19 protein-coding genes are annotated in these 18,080 nt (G+C 65.6%); 9 read left to right on the forward strand and 10 right to left on the reverse strand.

Features of this window, described 5'->3' with window-relative positions; genetic code table 11:
• The 3 genes from HYH08_RS15035 (at nucleotide 1) to HYH08_RS15045 (ending at nucleotide 3,194) form a co-directional block, all read left to right on the forward strand.
• The gene (locus HYH08_RS15035; protein ID WP_220010591.1) at nucleotides 1-1,350 is read left to right on the forward strand and encodes an aspartate aminotransferase family protein; all 1,350 of its coding nucleotides are present in this window, start codon (nucleotides 1-3) and stop codon (nucleotides 1,348-1,350) included.
• A gap of 10 nt (nucleotides 1,351-1,360) precedes the next feature.
• Complete coding sequence (locus tag HYH08_RS15040; RefSeq protein WP_220010658.1) at nucleotides 1,361-2,374, forward strand: amino acid ABC transporter substrate-binding protein; 1,014 nt, start codon at nucleotides 1,361-1,363, stop codon at nucleotides 2,372-2,374.
• A gap of 169 nt (nucleotides 2,375-2,543) precedes the next feature.
• On the forward strand, nucleotides 2,544-3,194 hold the full coding sequence (locus tag HYH08_RS15045) for an aspartate/glutamate racemase family protein (RefSeq protein ID WP_220010592.1): 651 nt from the start codon (nucleotides 2,544-2,546) through the stop codon (nucleotides 3,192-3,194).
• 44 nt (nucleotides 3,195-3,238) lie between these two features.
• Here the strand turns inward: HYH08_RS15045 and HYH08_RS15050 are convergent, their stop codons facing one another.
• Entirely contained in the window at nucleotides 3,239-3,886 is a 648-nt protein-coding gene (locus HYH08_RS15050; RefSeq protein WP_220010593.1) for a TetR/AcrR family transcriptional regulator, read from the reverse strand.
• 135 nt (nucleotides 3,887-4,021) lie between these two features.
• Here HYH08_RS15050 and HYH08_RS15055 point away from each other — a divergent pair, with 135 nt between their 5' ends.
• Genes HYH08_RS15055 through HYH08_RS15075 form a run of 5 tightly spaced genes read left to right on the forward strand, consistent with a single transcriptional unit; the run spans nucleotide 4,022 to nucleotide 8,789 of the window.
• Entirely contained in the window at nucleotides 4,022-4,231 is a 210-nt protein-coding gene (locus HYH08_RS15055) for a ferredoxin (protein ID WP_063196194.1), read from the forward strand.
• Nucleotides 4,232-4,289: 58 nt separating this feature from the next.
• On the forward strand, nucleotides 4,290-5,510 hold the full coding sequence (locus HYH08_RS15060) for a cytochrome P450 (protein ID WP_220010594.1): 1,221 nt from the start codon (nucleotides 4,290-4,292) through the stop codon (nucleotides 5,508-5,510).
• A 28-nt stretch (nucleotides 5,511-5,538) separates the two neighbouring features.
• A complete protein-coding gene (locus tag HYH08_RS15065; protein WP_220010595.1) occupies nucleotides 5,539-6,861 on the forward strand; it encodes an MFS transporter in 1,323 nt (440 codons plus the stop codon).
• 18 nt (nucleotides 6,862-6,879) lie between these two features.
• Entirely contained in the window at nucleotides 6,880-7,539 is a 660-nt protein-coding gene (locus HYH08_RS15070; RefSeq protein WP_220010596.1) for a sulfite oxidase-like oxidoreductase, read from the forward strand.
• A 26-nt stretch (nucleotides 7,540-7,565) separates the two neighbouring features.
• Nucleotides 7,566-8,789 carry a bifunctional alpha/beta hydrolase/OsmC family protein gene (locus HYH08_RS15075; protein WP_220010597.1) on the forward strand — a complete coding sequence of 408 codons (1,224 nt, stop codon included), beginning with the start codon at nucleotides 7,566-7,568 and terminating at the stop codon, nucleotides 8,787-8,789.
• A 10-nt stretch (nucleotides 8,790-8,799) separates the two neighbouring features.
• Here the strand turns inward: HYH08_RS15075 and pdxR are convergent, their stop codons facing one another.
• Nucleotides 8,800-10,230: a MocR-like pyridoxine biosynthesis transcription factor PdxR gene (gene pdxR / locus HYH08_RS15080; RefSeq protein WP_220010660.1), complete on the reverse strand. Its 1,431-nt coding sequence runs from the start codon at nucleotides 10,228-10,230 to the stop codon at nucleotides 8,800-8,802.
• Between the two features lie 100 nt (nucleotides 10,231-10,330).
• Here pdxR and HYH08_RS15085 point away from each other — a divergent pair, with 100 nt between their 5' ends.
• Complete coding sequence (locus HYH08_RS15085) at nucleotides 10,331-11,245, forward strand: DMT family transporter (protein ID WP_220010598.1); 915 nt, start codon at nucleotides 10,331-10,333, stop codon at nucleotides 11,243-11,245.
• Here HYH08_RS15085 and HYH08_RS15090 read toward each other — a convergent pair.
• The 8 genes from HYH08_RS15090 to paaB form a co-directional block, all read right to left on the reverse strand.
• The gene (locus HYH08_RS15090; protein WP_220010659.1) at nucleotides 11,224-12,279 is read right to left on the reverse strand and encodes a YeeE/YedE family protein; all 1,056 of its coding nucleotides are present in this window, start codon (nucleotides 12,277-12,279) and stop codon (nucleotides 11,224-11,226) included. The two genes, HYH08_RS15085 and HYH08_RS15090, sit on opposite strands and share 22 nt — an antisense overlap.
• Before the next feature lie 2 nt (nucleotides 12,280-12,281).
• The gene (locus tag HYH08_RS15095) at nucleotides 12,282-13,286 is read right to left on the reverse strand and encodes a quinone oxidoreductase family protein (RefSeq protein WP_220010599.1); all 1,005 of its coding nucleotides are present in this window, start codon (nucleotides 13,284-13,286) and stop codon (nucleotides 12,282-12,284) included.
• Between the two features lie 230 nt (nucleotides 13,287-13,516).
• On the reverse strand, nucleotides 13,517-14,848 hold the full coding sequence (gene paaK / locus HYH08_RS15100) for a phenylacetate--CoA ligase PaaK (protein WP_220010600.1): 1,332 nt from the start codon (nucleotides 14,846-14,848) through the stop codon (nucleotides 13,517-13,519).
• Nucleotides 14,849-14,880: 32 nt separating this feature from the next.
• Entirely contained in the window at nucleotides 14,881-15,330 is a 450-nt protein-coding gene (gene paaI, locus HYH08_RS15105; RefSeq protein ID WP_220010601.1) for a hydroxyphenylacetyl-CoA thioesterase PaaI, read from the reverse strand.
• 51 nt (nucleotides 15,331-15,381) lie between these two features.
• Entirely contained in the window at nucleotides 15,382-16,464 is a 1,083-nt protein-coding gene (gene paaE, locus HYH08_RS15110; RefSeq protein ID WP_220010602.1) for a 1,2-phenylacetyl-CoA epoxidase subunit PaaE, read from the reverse strand.
• A gap of 45 nt (nucleotides 16,465-16,509) precedes the next feature.
• Nucleotides 16,510-17,013 carry a 1,2-phenylacetyl-CoA epoxidase subunit PaaD gene (gene paaD / locus HYH08_RS15115; RefSeq protein WP_220010603.1) on the reverse strand — a complete coding sequence of 168 codons (504 nt, stop codon included), beginning with the start codon at nucleotides 17,011-17,013 and terminating at the stop codon, nucleotides 16,510-16,512.
• Nucleotides 17,007-17,783 (reverse strand): 1,2-phenylacetyl-CoA epoxidase subunit PaaC, encoded by a 777-nt coding sequence (paaC, locus tag HYH08_RS15120; protein WP_220010604.1) that lies wholly within the window; start codon nucleotides 17,781-17,783, stop codon nucleotides 17,007-17,009. Before paaC ends, paaD begins: the two co-directional genes overlap by 7 nt.
• Nucleotides 17,783-18,070, reverse strand: coding sequence for a 1,2-phenylacetyl-CoA epoxidase subunit PaaB (gene paaB / locus HYH08_RS15125; protein WP_008136594.1), 288 nt, complete (start codon nucleotides 18,068-18,070; stop codon nucleotides 17,783-17,785). Before paaB ends, paaC begins: the two co-directional genes overlap by 1 nt.
• Nucleotides 18,071-18,080: the final 10 nt, after the last annotated feature.

Below are 18,080 nucleotides of genomic sequence, written 5' to 3' on the forward strand. Positions count from 1 at the left end.
ATGGCCGCTCGCACCAGCCGCGTGCTGCATCGCTCGTTGCGTGAAACGCCACTCAAGGCGATCGGCGGCGAAGGCGTCTATCTCTTCGCCGAGGACGGCCGCCCCGTCATCGACGCCTCCGGCGGCGCGGCCGTGTCGTGTCTCGGTCATCAGCATCCGCGCGTGCTCGCGGCGATGGCGAAGCAGGCCTCGACGCTGGCCTATGCGCACACCGCCTTCTTCTCGTCCGAGCCCGCGGAGGCACTGGCCGAGCGGCTGGTCGGGCACGAGCCCGGCGGTCTTGCCTACGCCTATTTCGTCAGCGGCGGATCGGAAGCGATCGAGGCCAGCATCAAGCTCGCCCGGCAATACTTCATCGAGCGGGGCGAGCCGCAGCGCCAGCACTTCATCGCGCGCCGGCAGAGTTATCACGGCAACACGCTGGGCGCGCTCGCCGCCGGCGGCAATGCCTGGCGCCGCGCGCCCTATGCGCCGCTGCTCTCGGCTGCCTTCAGCCATGTCACGCCGGCCTTTGCCTATCACGAGAAGCGCGAGGGCGAGTCGGATGCGCAGTTCGTGGCGAGGCTCGCGGCCGAGCTTGAAGCCGAGTTTGAGCGGCTTGGTCCCAACACGGTTGCCGCATTCCTCGCCGAGCCCGTCGTTGGTGCCACTGCCGGCGCGGTAACCGCCCCGGACGGCTACTTCAAGGCGGTGCGCGAGATCTGCGACCGCCACGGCGCGCTGCTGATCCTCGACGAGGTCATGTGCGGCATGGGCCGCACCGGCACCACGCACGCCTGGGAGCAGGAAGGCGTCGCACCCGACATCCAGGCGATCGCCAAGGGGCTCGGCGGCGGCTACCAGCCGATCGGCGCGATGCTCGCGAGCGGCAAGATTATCGACACGATCCGCTCAGGCTCGGGCGCATTCCAGCACGGCCATACTTATCTGGCCCATCCCCTCGCCTGCGCCGCCGCGCTCGCGGTGCAGGACGTGATCCGCGACGACAATCTGCTTGCGCAAGTGCAGCAGCGCGGTAAGCAGCTCGAGCAGCGGCTGACCGAGCGCTTCGGCAATCACCGCCATATCGGCGACATCAGGGGCCGCGGCCTGTTCTGGGCGATCGAGCTGGTCGCCGACCGCTCAACCCGCACCTCGTTCGATCCCGCGCTCAAGCTCAACCAGAAGATCAAGGCGGAGGCGTTCGCAGGCGGGCTCGGCTGCTACCCCGGCGGCGGCACCGTGGACGGCGTCCGCGGCGACCACGTGCTGCTGGCGCCGCCCTATATCGCCTCCGCGGACGAGATCGACCAGATCGTCGACAAGCTCGGCACGGCCGTCGACAACGTATTGCGTAGTGTCAATCACTGAGGGGAGTTGCATCATGAGGAAAGTGGTTATCGCAGCAGGCTTGCTGGCTGCATCAACGGTGGTGGCGCAGGCGGCGACGCTCGACACGGTGAAGAGCCGTGGCACGCTGGTGTGCGGCGTCAGCGCCGGCTTTGCCGGCTTCTCGGCACCGGACTCGCAAGGTAATTACAAGGGCCTCGACGTCGACTATTGCCGCGCGCTCGCAGCCGGCGTGCTCGGCGATGCGACGAAAGTGAAGTACGTCTCGCTGACCGCGCAGAACCGCTTCACCGCGCTGCAGTCGGGCGAGATCGACGTGCTCTACCGCAATTCGACGCAGACCTACTTGCGCGGCGTCACGCTGGGCCTGCGCCAGGGCCCGATCAACTTCTATGACGGCCAGGGTTTTGTCGTGAAGAAGGACCTCGGCGTGAAGGAGATCAAGGACCTGAAAGGCGCGACCGTCTGCGTCGCGCAGGGCACCACGCACGAGGTCACGCTCGGCGATTACGGCCGCGCCAACGGCATCGACTGGAAGCCGCTGGTGTTCGACCGCGTCGACACCATGTACCAGACCTTCTTCGGCGGCCGCTGCGATGCCATGACCCAGGACGCCTCCGCGCTCGCCGGCGCGGTGACGACCGCGGCGCCGAACCCGGCCGATTACGTCGTGCTACCGCAGACCATCAGCAAGGAGCCGCTCGGCCCGTTCACCCGCAACGGCGACGAGGTCTGGAGCGACATCATCACCTGGCTGCACTACGGCCTGATCGAAGCCGAGGAGCTCGGCGTCACGCAAGCCAATGTCGAGGAGATGGCGAAGTCGCAAGTACCCGCGATCCAGCGTCTGTTAGGAGCCTCCGGCGATCTCGGCTCGCGGCTCGGGCTCGACAACAAATGGCTGGTCACGGCGATCAAGGCCACCGGCAATTACGGCGAGATCTACGAGCGCAATGTCGGCAAGGCGAGCCCGCTCAAGCTCGAGCGCGGCCTCAACGGCCTCTGGAGCAAGGGCGGCCTGATGTACGCGGTGCCGTTCAAGTAAACGGTTCTCGTGTCCCGGACACGCTGCAGCGTGCAACGCTGCGGCGCAGAGGCGGGATCCAGGAAGCCACGGCTTCCGATGCTCTAAAAAAATGGGCCCCGGCTCTGCAGCGCAATACTTTGCATTGCGTTGCGTCCGGGGCACGAGACCTGTCAGGTAGCCCTGTTCAATGACGACTCCCCCACGCATCGCCCTGATCCATGCCCTCAAGCACTCCATCGCCCCGATCGAGGCTGCGTTCGCACTCACATGGCCACAGGCGCGGCTGATGAACCTGCTCGACGACAGCCTGTCGGCGGATCTCGCGCGCGATGGCAAGCTCAACGACGCCATGACTGACCGCTTCCTCGCGCTCGGCGACTATGCCGCAGCGACGGGAGCAGACGCGATCCTGTTCACCTGCTCGGCCTTCGGCCTCTGCATTGAGGCGGTGGCGCGGGCGCATGCGCCGATGCCGGTGCTGAAGCCGAACGAAGCGATGATCGAACGCGCCGTGACCATAGGAAAGCGGATCGGCCTGCTCTCGACCTTCCCGCCAACACTGGCCTCGATGCCACCGGAATTTCCGGCCTTGGTCCAGATCGTGCCGAAACTTGCCGAGGGCGCGCTGGCCGCGCTCGATCGCGGCGACCGCGCGACGCACGACCGGCTGATCGTCGAGGCCTCCAAGGATTTGCGCGATTGCGACGTCATTGCGCTCGCGCAGTTCAGCATCGCATCCACCGCGCCGATGGTCGCGGAAGCCACGGGCCGTCCGGTCGTTACGACGCCGGACAGTGCGGTCGAGAAGCTGATGACATTGCTGAAGGCGAAAGCCTAGAGTTTTCTTGACGCGAACCGGTATCCACTTCGCTCGAAAACGCTCTAAGCGTCCGTCTTTTTCCGGCGCTGCGCATCCTTGATGGCCGCCGCGAGCGCGGCCTTGGTCTCATTGACGAAATCCTCAACGAGCTCCTCACGCGTGGTGTGCGCGGCCTCGCCCGTGAGCAACCCCTGCTCGGCCAGCATCACGACGCCGTGCAGCGCTGCCCAGATCTTGAGGGCCTGCCGCTCGCGCAGGAAACCGACCGCGGGCGCCTCCAGCGCTTCGATCACGAGTCCAAACGTCTCGTGCGTCGCCTGATGGAGCTCGCTCCCTTTGGCCGCGCATGACACGGTGCGGGACGCGAACATCAGGCGATAGATGCCGTTGCGGCGCAGGCCGAAATCGAGCGTCGCCTGCGCCAGCCGCGACAGCTTCGATTGCTTCGACGGCTTCGCCATCGCCTCGCGTAGAAGTGCACTGAGCTGCCGGAACGCCTCCGCCGTCACCGCCGTTAGCAGCGCGTCACGATCGGCGAAATGCCGATAGGGCGCCGGCTGCGAGACGCCAAGCTGCTTTGCCAGCGCCTTGATGCTGATCGCTTCCGCCCCGCCCTGCTCCGCCTCACGCAGCGCGGCCTTGATCAGGGCGTCGCGGAGATCGCCATGGTGGTAGGTGTTGACCGGCTTACGGGCAAGTTGTGAACGCATGCTGCGCCGAGCCTATAAGTTTGCGCTTGACAGGGGAAGCCTGTCGCGAATGTAATAGGATATAACTTAGAATATAATCCAGGTGAGGAACGCGCCGCCCTCCGGGCCTGAGCGCATACGACCAGGGAAGCCGCCATGACAGAGCGACTGAGGGTTCGGGTCGATCCCGACAAGTGCCAGGGCCACGCACGCTGCAAGGCGCTGGCGCCGGAGCTGTTCGAGCTCGACGAATACGGCAACGCCCATGAGGCCGGTGACGGCATCGTTCCGCCGGGTCTCGAAGACAAGGCATGGCTTGCCAAATCCAACTGCCCGGAAATCGCGATCGATGTGATCGAGGAGTAACGCGGCCCCTGCCGCTCCCAGCGTGCTTTCAGCGAACACGAGCCTCAAGGGATTCGACATGTCCGACGTCAGCCAGCCCGCCGCCCATCCGCCCGTGACCGACTGGGTCCACGATTTCGACCACACCGATCCGCAATGGACGGACGATCCCTTCCCGATCTGGGATCAGCTGCGCGCCGCAAGCCCGGTGGTGCACACCGAACGCTTCCTCGGCTGCTACATGCCGACCACCTATGAGGCGGTGCGCGAAATCGCAAACGACACCGAACACTTCTCCTCGCGCCGCATCATCGTCCGCGATGTCCGCCCCGAAGTCGCCCGGAACGCGGCGCCGCCGATCACGTCCGATCCGCCCGTGCACAAGCCGGCGAAACAGCTGCTGCTGCCGCCCTTCACGCCGGACGCGATGAAGAAGCTGGAACCGCGGATGCGCGCGATCTGCAACGAGCTGATCGACGGGTTCATCGCCGACGGCAAGGTCGACGCGGCCGCGCGCTATGCCAAATACATTCCGGTTCAGGCCATCGCGCACATGCTCGGCATTCCCGAGAGCGACAGCGACCTCTTCATCAACTGGATCCACATGATCCTCGAGCTCGGCATCAAGGACGAGAGCAAGCTGCTCCAGGCCGTGCAGGAGATGAGCGCCTATTTCACGACGCATATCGAGCAGCGCAAGAACAAGCCGACCGACGACCTGATCTCCTACCTAATGAACGCCAAGGACAAGGAGGGCCAGCCGCTGGAAGAGTCCCACGTGCTGGGCTCGCTGCGGCTGCTGCTGATCGCCGGCATCGACACCACCTGGAGCGCGATCGGCTCCTCGCTCTGGCATCTCGCCAGGACGCCTGTTGACCGCGAGCGGCTGATCGCCGAGCCTGCGCTGATCCCGACCGCGGTGGAGGAACTGCTGCGCGCCTATTCGCCGGTGACCATGGCGCGCGAGGTGGTCAAGGACACCACGGTCTCGGGCTGTCCGGTCAAGGCGGGCAACATGGTGCTGCTGTCCTTCCCGGCCGCCAACCGCGACCCCAAGATGTTTCCGGAGGCTGACAAAGTCGTGATCGACCGCCGGGAGAACCGCCACGCCGCCTTCGGTCTTGGCATCCATCGTTGCGTCGGTTCCAACCTGGCACGGATGGAGATGCAGGTGGCGCTGGAGGAATGGCTGAAGCGGATCCCGGACTTCGCCCTCGATCCGGCAGGCACCGTGACCTGGTCGCAGGGCACGGTGAGAGGCCCGCGCCAGTTGCCAATTCTGCTGGGAAAGGCGATGTAAGCCTTTCCAAACAGCGGAAAGGCCGGACGTGACTGAGCAAACAACCCAAACGGCCTCCGACCATATCGACATCGCCGACGCCGAGCGGCGGATCAAGGCGATCCTGATCGGCTCGATCGGCAATCTCGTCGAGTGGTACGATTTCTACGCCTATACGGCGTTTGCGCTCTATTTCGCCCCTGCCTTCTTCCCCGGCAACGATCCGGTGGTGCAGCAACTGAACGTCGCCGTGGTCTTCGCGGCGACCTTCCTGATGCGCCCGCTCGGCGGCTGGCTGTTCGGCTATATCGCCGACCGTTTCGGCCGTCGCCTCTCGCTGACGCTGTCAGTCGTCTTCATGTGCTTCGGTTCGCTGATCATTGCGCTGACGCCGACCTATGCCACGATCGGCTTTGCCGCGCCGGTGATCCTGGCGCTCGCCCGCGTCATCGAGGGCCTTAGCCTGGGCGGCGAATACGGCGCCAGCGCCACGTATCTCAGCGAGGTCGCCGATCCCAGGCATCGCGGGTTCTACTCGAGCTTCCAATACGTCACCCTGATCGGCGGCCAGCTCACCGCGATCATCGTCCTGCTGCTTCTGCAAAAGGTGTTCCTGACGCCTGAGGAGCTCAAATCCTGGGGCTGGCGCATCCCGTTTGCGATCGGCGCCGCGCTTGCGATCTTTGCCGCGGTGATGCGGCGCAATCTGCACGAGACCGAGGCGTTCGAGGAAGCCAAGAAGGTGGTGAAACCAACCGGCTCGATCGCCAATCTCTTGCGCTATCCGCGCGAGCTGCTGCTGGTGGTCGGCCTCACCGCCGGCGGCACCGCGGCGTTCTACACCTTCACCACCTACATGCAGACCTTCGTCAAGCTGTCGGTCGGGCTGACCGAAGACCAGACCACGTTCGTGATCTTCGGCACGCTGATCTTCGCGACCCTCCTGCAGCCGATCTACGGCGCCATCTCCGACAAGATCGGGCGCAAGCCGCTGCTGATCTTCTTCGGCGTCGCCGGCACGCTCGCGACCGTGCCGCTGCTGATGACGCTGAAGGAGACCAAGTCGCCATTCACAGCGTTCATCCTGATTTGCTGCGCCTGGATGTTCGTCGCCGGCTACACCTCGATCAACGCGGTGGTGAAGGCGGAGCTGTTCCCCACCAACGTCCGCGCCCTCGGCGTCGGCCTGCCCTATGCCATCACGGTCTCGGTCTTCGGCGGCACGGCGCCTGCGATCGCGCTCTATTTCAAGAGCATCGGGCACGAGGAATGGTTCTACTACTACCTCGCCGGAGTCATCTGCCTGTCGCTGATCATCTATTCCACCATGCGCGACACCAAGCACGCCTCCGCAATGCATCGCCACGAATAGCTCATTGACGAGTGGATCATGACCGACGAGACGCCATCCGACAGCAAGCTGACGCGAACCAAGGAGAAATGGGCGCGCGAAGGCCGCTTCCTCACGGGCAAGATCACACGTCCGGAAGACCAGCGCCTGCCGCCGGGCCAGCACCTGACGAAGGACTGGCCGGTGCTCGATCTCGGCGTGATGCCGCCGGTGTCGCGCGAGCGCTGGCGGCTCGACGTCTACGGCGCGGTCGAAAATCCCGTGTTCTGGACCTTTGCCGAGTTCATGGCGCAGAAGCAGGACCAGTTCACCTCCGACATCCACTGCGTGACGACCTGGTCACGCTACGACAATGAGTGGGAAGGCCTCGCCACGCGCGAGCTGCTCGCGGCCTGCCGGCCGCGGGAGGACGCGCGCTTCGTGGTGCTGCATTCCTACGACGGTTACACCACCAACCTTCCGCTGGACGACTTCGCCGCCGAGGACGCCCTGCTCGCCCATAGCTGGTCGGGCCAGCCGCTGACGGCAGAGCACGGCGGCCCGGTGCGGCTGGTCGTTCCGCATCTCTATTTCTGGAAGAGCGCGAAATGGCTGCAGGCCATCGAGTTCGTGACCGAGGACGCACCTGGCTTCTGGGAAGTCCGCGGCTATCATAACCGCGGCGATCCCTGGGCCGAGCAGCGCTATTCAGGCGATTAGGATTCACGCAGACACGGGGGAAGCCCATGCCGACGGAGCGCTTTCAATTCACCGGCGAAGGTGGCCATCAGCTCGCCGCCGCGCTGGAACTGCCCGACGGCGAGCCCGCGGCCTATGCGCTGTTCGCGCATTGCTTCACCTGCGGCAAGGACACGCTGGCGGCCAAGCGCATCTCGGTCGCGCTCGCCGCCAAGGGAATCGCGGTGCTGCGCTTCGATTTCACCGGACTGGGTTCCAGCGAGGGTGATTTCGCCAACTCGACCTTCTCTTCCAATGTCGCCGATCTCGTGCGCGCCGCGGATCACCTGCGCGAGACCCGCAAGGCGCCGTCGCTCTTGATCGGCCACAGCCTCGGCGGCGCCGCGATCCTGGCGGCGGCCGGAAAGATTCCCGAGGCCAGCGCGGTCGCGACCCTCGCGGCCCCCTCCGACCCCGCCCATGTCACCGGCCTGTTCAAGGAGCACATCGACGACATCCGCACCCAAGGTGAGGTCGAAGTTTCGCTGGCGGGGCGCCCGTTCCGGATCAAGCGCGAATTCCTCGACGACATCGCCGAGCACGAGCTGATGAAGGACATCACGGGCTTGCACAAGGCGCTGCTGGTTATGCACTCGCCGGTCGACGATACCGTCGGCATCGACAATGCGACGAAGATCTTCGTTTCGGCAAAACACCCCAAGAGTTTTGTCTCGCTCGACCATGCCGATCATCTGCTGAGCAAGCCCGCCGACGCGCTCTACGCGGCGGATGTGATCACCGCCTGGGCCAGCCGCTACATCGACACGGCAAAACCTGCGAAGGCGATGGATCTGGTCGAAGAACCACGAAAAGTCGTGGTGCAGGAGACCCGCAAGAGCAAGTTCAACCAGATCATCACGGTCGGGCCGCATCATCTCGTCGCGGACGAACCGAAAGCCGCCGGCGGCGAGGATGCCGGCCCCGGCCCCTATGATTTCCTGCTCGCCGGTCTCGGCGCCTGCACCTCCATGACCATGCGCCTCTATGCCGACCGCAAGTCGCTGCCGCTGGATCGCGTCACCGTCACGTTGAAGCATTCGAAGATCTACGCCAAGGACTGCGCGGAGTGCGAGACGCGCGACGGCATGCTCGACCAGATCGAGCGCGATATCGCGATCGACGGCGCGCTCGATGCCGAGCAGCGCAAGAAGCTGATGGAGATCGCCGACAAGTGCCCGGTGCACCGGACACTCACCTCGGAGATCCGGATCGTGACGAAGGCGGTGGACTAACCGGCTTACCCTAGAAGCACGACGCCATCGTTCGCAGGGCCGCGCTGATCTCGCCCTCGCGCCAGGCGGCGAAGCCGAGCAGCAGGCCGTGATCGCGCGGCTTTCCGAGTGACAGGCCGGACAGCGCGCGCGTCACGACGCCTGCCTCGGCCAACCGCTTGACCGCTGCCCGATCGGCGGCGCCGCGCTTCAGGCGCGCGACGAGCTGGATGCCGCCTGAGGGAACTTCGGCCGTCAGCACCTCGCCGAGATGGCGCTCCAGCCCCTCGGCCAGATGATCGCGGCGCGCGTGATAGAGCCGGCGCATCCGGCGCAGATGCGCGAGGAAATGCCCGTCGGTGATGAACTCGGCGAGCGCCTCCTGGATGTGGCTGGACGCGATCAGGCCGATATGCCGCTGCGCGATATCGAGCGTGCCGACCAGGGCCGGCGGCACGACGAGATAGCCGAGCCGGATATCCGAGGTCATCGCCTTCGTGAACGTGCCGACATAGAACACGCGGCCATCGGTATCCAATCCCTGCAAGGCTGGCACCGGCCGGCTGTCGTAGTGGAATTCGCCGTCGTAATCGTCTTCCACGATCCAGGTCTTGCCGGGCTTGCCGAGCTTTAGAAACGCGATGCGGCGGGTGAGCGACATCAACCGCCCGGTCGGGTGCTGGTGCGAGGGCGTCATGAAGATCAGCGTCGGGGCCGCGCCGCCCGGCATCCGCTGCATGCCTTCCTCGTCCAGCCTGATGCCGCTCACGCGCGCACCGGAGGCGCGGAACGCGGCCACCGCACCGGGATAGCCGGGATCCTCCACCCAGACGTCATCGCCGGGCGTGATCAGCACGGCTGCAATCAGGGTCAGCGCCGCCTGCGCGCTCGGCAGGATCAGGATCTGGTCTGCGCCGGCGCGAACGCCTCGGCTGGCCGCCAGATATTGCGCCAGCGCCTCGCGCAGGCGCGGCCGGTTGACGGGGCCGAGCTCGCGCCTGCCTGCGCGCACCGCGCTACGGCGCAGGCAGCGGGCCCAGATCTCGCTCGGAAACTCCCGTGCATCGCCATGCCCGGGACGCAGCGGCTTCATCGGCGCCTGATAGGACATCGGCCAATCTGCCCGCGCGAGCTTCGAGGCCCAGGGAGAGAGCCGCGGCGTGCCGGAGCGCACCTGCGACGCTATGGCGCCTGCCCGCACGATGCGCTCGCCGCTGTCGACCGTCACGACCGGGCGCCGCCCGTGCGACGCAGCCAGATATCCTTCGGCGGCAAGCTGCTCGAATGCGTAGGTGACGGTGTTGCGGGAGACGCCGAGATCGCTCGCGAGCCGGCGGCTCGACGGCAATGCGCGGCCCCTGCCGATGCGGCCGCTTCCGATCAGCTCCCTGAGCCGGCTCGCCAGCTGGGCCACGAGCCCTTCCTCGCCGGTCCGCTTCAGCTCGATCAGCGCAGCGATCATGTCGTCGGAAACTGGCACCTTATTCCTTCTCGATCTGGCGCTTTTTCAAGGACCAGGCCGGATGCTACCTGCGGTGCCGGACTGCTTCAAGGATGTTGCGATGAACTCCCTGTCACCCCGCGCGGCCGTCGGCCTGTTTCTCATCGTCGTGCTGGCCTGGGGCGTAAACTGGTCGGTGACGAAACAGCTCGTCCAGTTTCTCCCGCCACTCTGGACGTCGGCGATCCGGAGCTGGATCGCGCTGGCCGGATTGTTCGTGATCCTCGGGCTCAGCAACAATCTGGTGATCCCGGAGCGGCGCGACATTCCGGTGATCCTGAGCGTCGCACTGCTGCACATGACGATCTTCTCGGTGCTGGTTGCGGCCGGCGTGCGCTTCCTGCCCGCGGGCAAGGCCATCGTACTCGGCTACACCACGCCGCTCTGGGTCGCGATCGCCGCGCCGCTGCTCGGCAAGGACACGCTGACGGCGCCGAAGCTCGCCGGTGCGCTGCTGGGGCTGATCGGCCTCGCCGTGATCCTGAACCCGACGTCGATCGACTGGACCAATGGCAACGTCGTGCTCGGCGCCGGCATGGTGATTCTCGCCGCGATCTCCTGGGCCGCGAACATCATCTATATCCGCGCCCATCGCTGGATCGCCTCGCCGTTGCAACTGCTGATCTGGCAGGTGTTCGTCGCAACCATCATCCTGACGGGATCGGCGGCCGTCACGGATGGCCTGCCGCACGCGGAATGGTCGTGGAAGCTCGTGCTGCTGTTCCTGTATTCCGGTCTGATCGGAACGGCGCTGGCCTATTGGGCGATGTCGATGGTCAACAAGAGCATCTCGGCGCTGACGACCTCGCTCGGCACCACCGGAACGCCGCTCGTCGGCATCGCCAGCGCTGCGATCCTGCTGGGCGAGCCGATCGACATGAGCCTTGCCGTCGCGGCGGCGCTGATCGTCACCGGCATCGGCCTTGCGACGCTGGGCGACCGGCTCAAGCGCCGTCAGGCCACCGCGAGCGGCTGAACGCGCAAGGCTCCGCGCAGGCCCGCCGTCGTGCCGAGCAGGATGCCGGCGAGTGCGACGAACGAGCCGAACGCAAGCGTCGAGACGCCCGTGAGGCCCTGCCCGATCGAGCAGCCGAATGCCATCACGCCGCCGATCCCCATCAGCGCGGCACCACCGGCCGAGCGCAGCATGTGACGCGGAGACGAATAGCCTTCGAGGTGGAAGCGCCCCGTCGCGAGCGCGGTGACGAGGCTGCCGGCGAAGACGCCGGCCACGGTCGCAATGCCAAAATTCAGCGCCAGGCCGGTCGAGAGCATGACATATTGCAGGGTGTCCGCGATTGGCGCGACAAAAGTGAGCGACGTCACCGGCACCGGGTTGAAATCATCGGCGCCGAGATAGCCGGTAACGAACCAGCCGGCGGCAACGAGCAGGCCGACAATGAAGCCCGCTGCGATCTGACCCGACGAGCGGCGGAAGGGTGGATGCGCGAACGCGAACAGCACCAGCGCGATGACGATGACGGCGGCAGCGATCGCGCGCGCGCTCACTTCGGTGAAACCGAGCGTCGCCAGCATCGACGGCAGCGAATTGGCGCTGAAAGTGGTTTGCGAGGCCTGCACCAGTGCGATGCGTGCCGGCGCGATCAAGCCCTTGAGCGTCATCTGCGCGGCGATGGCAAGCACGATCACGACGACGAAGGAGCGGAGATTGCCGCGGCCGAGCAGCACCAGCGCGCGCGAGCCGCAACCGTTCGACAGCACCATGCCGTAGCCGAACAGCAGACCGCCGAGGAAGAGCACCGGCACCGAGAAGGATTGCTGCAGGTAGATCGACTTGCCGAGATCGGCCATGCCATTGCCCGCAAGGAACTGGCTGGCGGCAATCGCAACCGCAATCGCCAGCGCATAAGAGCGCACCAGCCGGCTGTCTCCCTTCGCCAAAAAGCCGCGCATGCTGCTCATCAGGCAGAAACCGCTGAGCAGGCCAACGGCGCCGTAGATGAGGCCGATGGCAAGGCCGGCGAGGATGACGAGCTGGGGGGATTCCATCATTACGGCTTCAGGATCACGCGGTCCCGCGAGGAGCCGGCGACCGCGACATAGGCCTCCTTCGCGCGCTCCAGCGGATAGACGGCGTTTGCCTTGATCGGAAACGGCTTCAGATGGCCGCTCACAAAGCCCGGACCGAGGTCGCGCAGCACCGCGCCCGTTGCAGCCGACGACAGGCCGAGCGTGTCGATACCGACATAGGTGTGCTGTCCGCGATAGAATTCGAGAATGTTGAACTGCACGATGCGGTCGATCGCGGCGATCAGGATCTGCCGGCCGCGCAGCGCCAACGACTTGTGCGCGGCCTGGAAGTAGGGATCGCCGACCGTGTTGAAGACGATGTCGGCGCCCTTGCCGCCGGTCAGCTCACGCACGCGCGTCGCGACATCGGTCGCGGAAGCATCGATCACCTCGACCGGCGCATTGCTGTGGCCTTCATAGGCTTCCGCCTTGCGGACCACGCCGATCACGCGCGCGCCCTGCCAAGTCGCGATCTGCACGGCGGCCTGGCCGACCTTGCCGTTGACGCCGAACACCAGCACCGTCTCACCGGGCTTTGGAATGCCGGCGCGACGAAAACCTTCCATCGCCGTGACGAAGGGCACGCCGATGCCGGCGGCCTCTTCCCAGGACACCGCCCTTGGCTTCTCCACGACGGCATCGGCCTCGACGACGAGATGGCTGGCGTGGGTGCCATCGCGGCGAATGCCGAGATCGCCGGAGGAGCCGAACACCTCGCGCCCGATCGTGCCGGCCGGCCCGTCGATCACCACACCGGCGTAATCGCGGCCGGGCGTGCGCGGGAAGACGGCATAGGGCATCAGCCCGGTCGCGGCCTTGACGTCGGACGGATTGACGGCGGCGGCCTTGACCTCGATCAGGACATCGTTCGGGCCACGCGTGAGTTTGTGGGGCTCAACGACAGGCGCAACCGCCGCGGCGTTTTCAGCCTTGGCAGTGAGGCGCACGCAACGAGCTTCGACGGTTTGGGGATCGGCAGATGACATGGAAAGGACCCGCGATGTCTCGCGGGCCTTGTCGCCTTTGGGGACGGTCGAGTCAACCGCCGCATCCTCAACTGCCGCCCGTCATCCTGAGGCGCGAGCAGTGCGGTGCGCGGCACCGCACTGAGAGCCTCGAAGGATGAACGCCCCCCGCTGCGGCATCCGGGCCGTCGCCCTTCGAGGGCCGCTGAAGAAGCGGCCACCTCAGGGTGACGGGGAGAGACTGTCCTCGCTCAATCCTTCGGCCGCTTGTCGTAGAGCCGCCTGGCCTTGCCGAGCGAGCGTTCCAGCGTGTCCGGCGGGACGATCTGAACCCTCGACGTGATCCCGATGGTGTTCTTGATATGGGTCGACACCCGATCGGCATGGTCAACGAGGCCACGGCCGTCCCAGCTCTCCGACCGGGCCTCCGCGATGATGGTCAGCTCGTCCATGCGGCCCTCGCGGGTCAGTTCGAGGATGAAATGCCCGCCGCACCAGTCGGTGGCGAGCAGCACCTCCTCGATCTGGGTCGGGAACAGATTGACGCCGCGCAGGATGATCATGTCGTCCGAGCGGCCCGTCACCTTCTCCATGCGCCGCATGCCCGGCCGCGCCGTGCCCGGCAGCAAGCGCGTCAGGTCGCGGGTGCGATAGCGGATCACCGGAAAAGCTTCCTTGGTGAGCGAGGTGAAGACCAGCTCGCCCTTCTCGCCATCCGGCAGCACCGCGCCGGTCTCGGGGTCGATCACCTCGGGATAGAAATGATCCTCCCAGATGTGCAGGCCGTCCTTGGTCTCGATGCACTCCTGCGCAACGCCAGGGCCGATCACCTCGGAGAGGCCATAGATGTCCGTCGCATCCATGTCGAAGGCGTCCTCGATCTCCCCCCGCATCGCGTTGGTCCACGGCTCGGCGCCGAAAATGCCGACCTTGAGCGAGCATTGGCGCGGGTCAAGCTTCTGACGCTTGAACTCGTCGAGGATCGCCAGCATGTAGCTCGGCGTCACCGTGATGATATCGGGCCGAAAATCGTTGATGAGCTGCACCTGTCGTTCGGTCATGCCGCCCGAGATCGGCACCACGGTGCAGCCGAGCTTCTCGGCGCCATAGTGCACGCCGAGCCCGCCGGTGAAGAGACCGTAGCCATAGGCATTGTGGATGATCATGCCGGTGCGGCCGCCGGCGGCACGGATCGAGCGCGCCATCACCTCCGACCAGGTGTCGATGTCGCGCTGGGTGTAACCGACGACGATCGGCTTGCCCGTCGTGCCCGAGGAGGCATGCACGCGCACCAGCTTTTCGCGCGGCACGGCGAACATGTTGAACGGATAATTGTCGCGGAGATCCGTCTTCACCGTGAACGGAAACTTCGCGAGATCGGAGAGCTCGCGAAAGTCCGACGGGTGCACGCCGGCCGTGTCGAACGCCTTGCGATAATGCGCGACATTGTCGTAGGCGTGCTTCAGCGACCAGGCCAGCCGCTGCGTTTGCAGCGCCATGATCTCGTCGCGGGAGGCGCGCTCATGCGCGTCCATCTCGGCGCTATAGGCGTGGCCGCCTTCCTTGAGCCTCGTCAGAGCCATCCTGGTTTCCCCACATTGCTTCGTTCTTTTCTTTATTGGTTTTGTGCGGGCAGCCACGTGCCGGGAATGACACGCGAATGCCCGCGGAATTCCGCGATGACGGTGTCGCCGGCGGTGACGCGCACGTCGTAGATGCCGGAACGGCCCCCGCGCGTGATCTCGCGCGCCCTCGCGATCAGGCGATCGCCGAGCTTGCCCGGCTTGATGAAGGTGATCTGGCCCTGCGCGGCCACCACCCGCTCGTTGTGCGAGTTACAGGCGAACGCAAAGGCTGAATCGGCGAGCGTGAAGATGAAGCCGCCATGGGCGATGCGCTGGCCGTTGACCATATCCGGCCGCACATTCATCGCGAGCGTCGCAAAACCCGGGCCGATCTCGACGATCTCCATGCCAAGGCCTTTGGAGGCATCGTCCTCCGCCCACATGGCGTCGGCGCAGGCGCGGGCAACATCCTCAGGCGACAGGCCGGCTTTGACGTTCACGCGCTTCTCCCCGCTGTTTGCACGCAATGTTCTGCTGGTTGGACAACACTGTCAAACATGGTCGTAATCGACCACGACACGCTCGGAACATGGCTTGGCCTGGCAGGTCAGAACAAAGCCTGCCTTCAGCTCCCAGGGCTCCAGCGAATAGTTGATGTCCATCGGCGCCTCGCCCTCGACCAGTTTTGCCCGGCAGGTCGAGCACATGCCGCCCTTGCAGGCGAAGGGCAGATCGACGCCGGCGCGCAGCGCGGCATCGAGGATCGCTTCGTCCTCGGCGACCGGCACGTCGCGGCGCTTGCCGTCGATGATCAAGGATGCGATCGCCTTCGGCGGCGCATCGGGCGCGACGACCTTTTTCGGCCGCGGCTTGCCGCCGAATTCCGAGACGAAGCGCTCGACATGGATGCGTTCGTCCGCGATGCCGATGTCGCGGCAGGTCGCCTCGATGTCCTCGCTCATGCCCAGGGGGCCGCAGATGAAGACATGATCGACGCTTGACGCCGGCACCAGCGAGCGCAGCAGCACCCTCACCTTGTCGCCATCGAGCCGGCCATGCAGGATCGGGATGTCCTGCTCCTCGCCAGAGATGACGTGGAAGATCGAGAGGCGGTCGATGAAACGGTCCTTCAGCTCCTCGAGCGCTTCGCGGAACATGATGTTGTCGGTGGCGCGGTTGCCGTAGAACAGGAAGAAGCGGCTGTCCGGCTCGCGCGCCAGCACGCCCTTCACGATCGACAGGATCGGCGTAATGCCGGAGCCGGCGGCAAAGCCCACATGGATGCGACCGGCGTCGGCGGGCGCGACCAGTCCGAAGCGGCCGGTCGGCGTCATCACGTCGAGCTCGTCGCCGCGTTTCAGCTCCTCGGCTGCCCAACTTGAGAATGCGCCGCCGTCCACCTTTTTCACGGCGATGCGGATCTCGCCGTCGTCGGGGCCGGAGCAGATCGAATAGGAGCGGCGCACCTCCTCGCCATCGAGCGTCGTGCGCAGCGTGAGGTATTGGCCGGGCGTGAAGGTGTAGTCGCCGGCGAGCTCACCGGGAATGGCGAAGGTCATCGAGACGGCATCCGACGCCTCACGGCGGAGGTCGTTGACGGCCAGGCGATGGAAGCGTGGTGCGGCTGCGGACATGACGAAGACTCTAATGTTGGTTCACCGGCGTCATTGCCGCGTCTGTCAATGACACTTGAAATAGTCGAAAGGTTCGCGGCAGGCCTTGCAGCGCCAGAGCGCCTTGCAGGAGGTCGAGCCGAATTCGGACAGCAGCTCCGTCTTCTCGGAGCCGCAGTGCGGGCATGCGACGGCCTGCGCACCGAACAGCGCGCGGCGCGAGCTTGCGGCCTGCGGCGGTGCGATGCCGTAGCCTCGCAGCTTCTGCCGTCCCTCCTCACTCATCCAGTCGGTGGTCCAGGCCGGAGACAGCACCGTGCGAATCCTCGGACCACGGAAGCCGGCGCGCTCCAGAGCGATCTCGATTTCCAGCGCGATCATGTTCATCGCCGGGCAACCCGAATAGGTCGGAGTGATCGCGACCTCGACATGATCGCCGTCGACGACGACATCGCGCAGCACACCGAGATCGGCGATGGTCAGCACCGGAATTTCCGGATCGACCACGCTCGCAGCGGCGTCCCAGGCACGCCGGCGCAGCTCGCTGTCGCGCTCCAGCACCGTCACCATGTCTGCCCCGGAAATGTGCGCTGCATCGATTGCAGCTCGGACAGGAGATGGCCGAGATGTTCGCTGTGGCGGCCGGCGCGGCCGCCCTGCTGCATCCAGTCGGCCTGCGGCAGGTTCAGCGTTGCTTCACCGACCACATCAGACAGCGTCGTCAGCCAGCGCCCGCGCAAGGCGCCCGGATCGATGGCGATCCCTGCATGGATCAGGGCGCGCTCCCCGTCGTCGACAGCGAACATCTCGCCCGTAAACGCCCAGAGATGGTCAATCGCGGCCTGTGCCCGCTGATGGCTCTCGTCGGTGCCGTCGCCGAGCCTGATGATCCATTCCGAAGAATGCCGCAGATGATAGGCGCTTTCCTTCTCCGACTTCGCGGCAATGGCGGCGAGCGTTGTGTCGCGCGAGGTCACCATCGCGCGCCAATAGAGATCGGCAAAGGCGGAATAGAAGAACTGCCGCACCAAGGTCTGGGCGAAGTCGCCATTGGGCTGCTCGACCAGCAGCAGATTGCGGTACTGCCTGACATCGCGCAAATAGGCGAGCTTGTCTTCGTCGTTACCCCCGCCTTCGACCCTGGCGGCGTAGCTGTAGAGCTCACGCGCCTGACCGATCAGGTCGAGCGCGATGTTGGACAGCGCCATGTCCTCTTCCAGCATCGGCGCGTGTCCGCACCATTCCGACAGCCGGTGGCCGAGGATCAGCGCATCGTCGGCCCGGCGCAGCGCGTAGAGCACCAGCGGCGTTTCGGAGACCTGAATGTTGGCGGTCACCATCACATATGCCCCACTTCCTCGGGCACCTCATAAAACGTTGGATGCCGATAGATCTTCGATTCCGCCGGCTCGAACATCATGCCCTTCTCGGCGGGATCGCTCGCGGTGATCGCGGTCGACGGCACGACCCAAATGGAGAGGCCCTCGCCGCGGCGGGTGTAGATGTCGCGGGCGGCTTGCAAAGCCATCGTCGCATCGCTCGCATGCAGTGATCCCACATGCTTGTGCGCGAGGCCGTTGCGGCTGCGAATGAAGACTTCCCACAGCGGCGTGTTCGGCGTGGCCATATCGATCTCC

Origin of the sequence: Bradyrhizobium sp. BR 10289, assembly GCF_019455385.1 — a bacterium.
Classification (GTDB): Bacteria; Pseudomonadota; Alphaproteobacteria; order Rhizobiales; family Xanthobacteraceae; genus Bradyrhizobium.

Excerpts from the sequence above, each read along its gene's own strand:
- HYH08_RS15060 (WP_220010594.1), top strand. The coding sequence starts at position 4,290 with ATGTCCGACGTCAGCCAGCCCGCCGCCCATCCGCCCGTGACCGACTGG.
- HYH08_RS15055 (WP_063196194.1), top strand. The coding sequence starts at position 4,022 with ATGACAGAGCGACTGAGGGTTCGGGTCGATCCCGACAAGTGCCAGGGC.
- HYH08_RS15075 (WP_220010597.1), top strand. The coding sequence starts at position 7,566 with ATGCCGACGGAGCGCTTTCAATTCACCGGCGAAGGTGGCCATCAGCTC.
- HYH08_RS15070 (WP_220010596.1), top strand. The coding sequence starts at position 6,880 with ATGACCGACGAGACGCCATCCGACAGCAAGCTGACGCGAACCAAGGAG.
- paaE (WP_220010602.1), bottom strand. The coding sequence starts at position 16,464 with ATGTCCGCAGCCGCACCACGCTTCCATCGCCTGGCCGTCAACGACCTC.
- HYH08_RS15095 (WP_220010599.1), bottom strand. The coding sequence starts at position 13,286 with ATGTCATCTGCCGATCCCCAAACCGTCGAAGCTCGTTGCGTGCGCCTC.
- paaC (WP_220010604.1), bottom strand. The coding sequence starts at position 17,783 with ATGGTGACCGCCAACATTCAGGTCTCCGAAACGCCGCTGGTGCTCTAC.
- paaD (WP_220010603.1), bottom strand. The coding sequence starts at position 17,013 with ATGGTGACGGTGCTGGAGCGCGACAGCGAGCTGCGCCGGCGTGCCTGG.
- HYH08_RS15085 (WP_220010598.1), top strand. The coding sequence starts at position 10,331 with ATGAACTCCCTGTCACCCCGCGCGGCCGTCGGCCTGTTTCTCATCGTC.
- HYH08_RS15035 (WP_220010591.1), top strand. The coding sequence starts at position 1 with ATGGCCGCTCGCACCAGCCGCGTGCTGCATCGCTCGTTGCGTGAAACG.
- paaK (WP_220010600.1), bottom strand. The coding sequence starts at position 14,848 with ATGGCTCTGACGAGGCTCAAGGAAGGCGGCCACGCCTATAGCGCCGAG.
- pdxR (WP_220010660.1), bottom strand. The coding sequence starts at position 10,230 with ATGATCGCTGCGCTGATCGAGCTGAAGCGGACCGGCGAGGAAGGGCTC.
- HYH08_RS15050 (WP_220010593.1), bottom strand. The coding sequence starts at position 3,886 with ATGCGTTCACAACTTGCCCGTAAGCCGGTCAACACCTACCACCATGGC.
- HYH08_RS15090 (WP_220010659.1), bottom strand. The coding sequence starts at position 12,279 with ATGGAATCCCCCCAGCTCGTCATCCTCGCCGGCCTTGCCATCGGCCTC.
- HYH08_RS15045 (WP_220010592.1), top strand. The coding sequence starts at position 2,544 with ATGACGACTCCCCCACGCATCGCCCTGATCCATGCCCTCAAGCACTCC.
- paaB (WP_008136594.1), bottom strand. The coding sequence starts at position 18,070 with ATGGCCACGCCGAACACGCCGCTGTGGGAAGTCTTCATTCGCAGCCGC.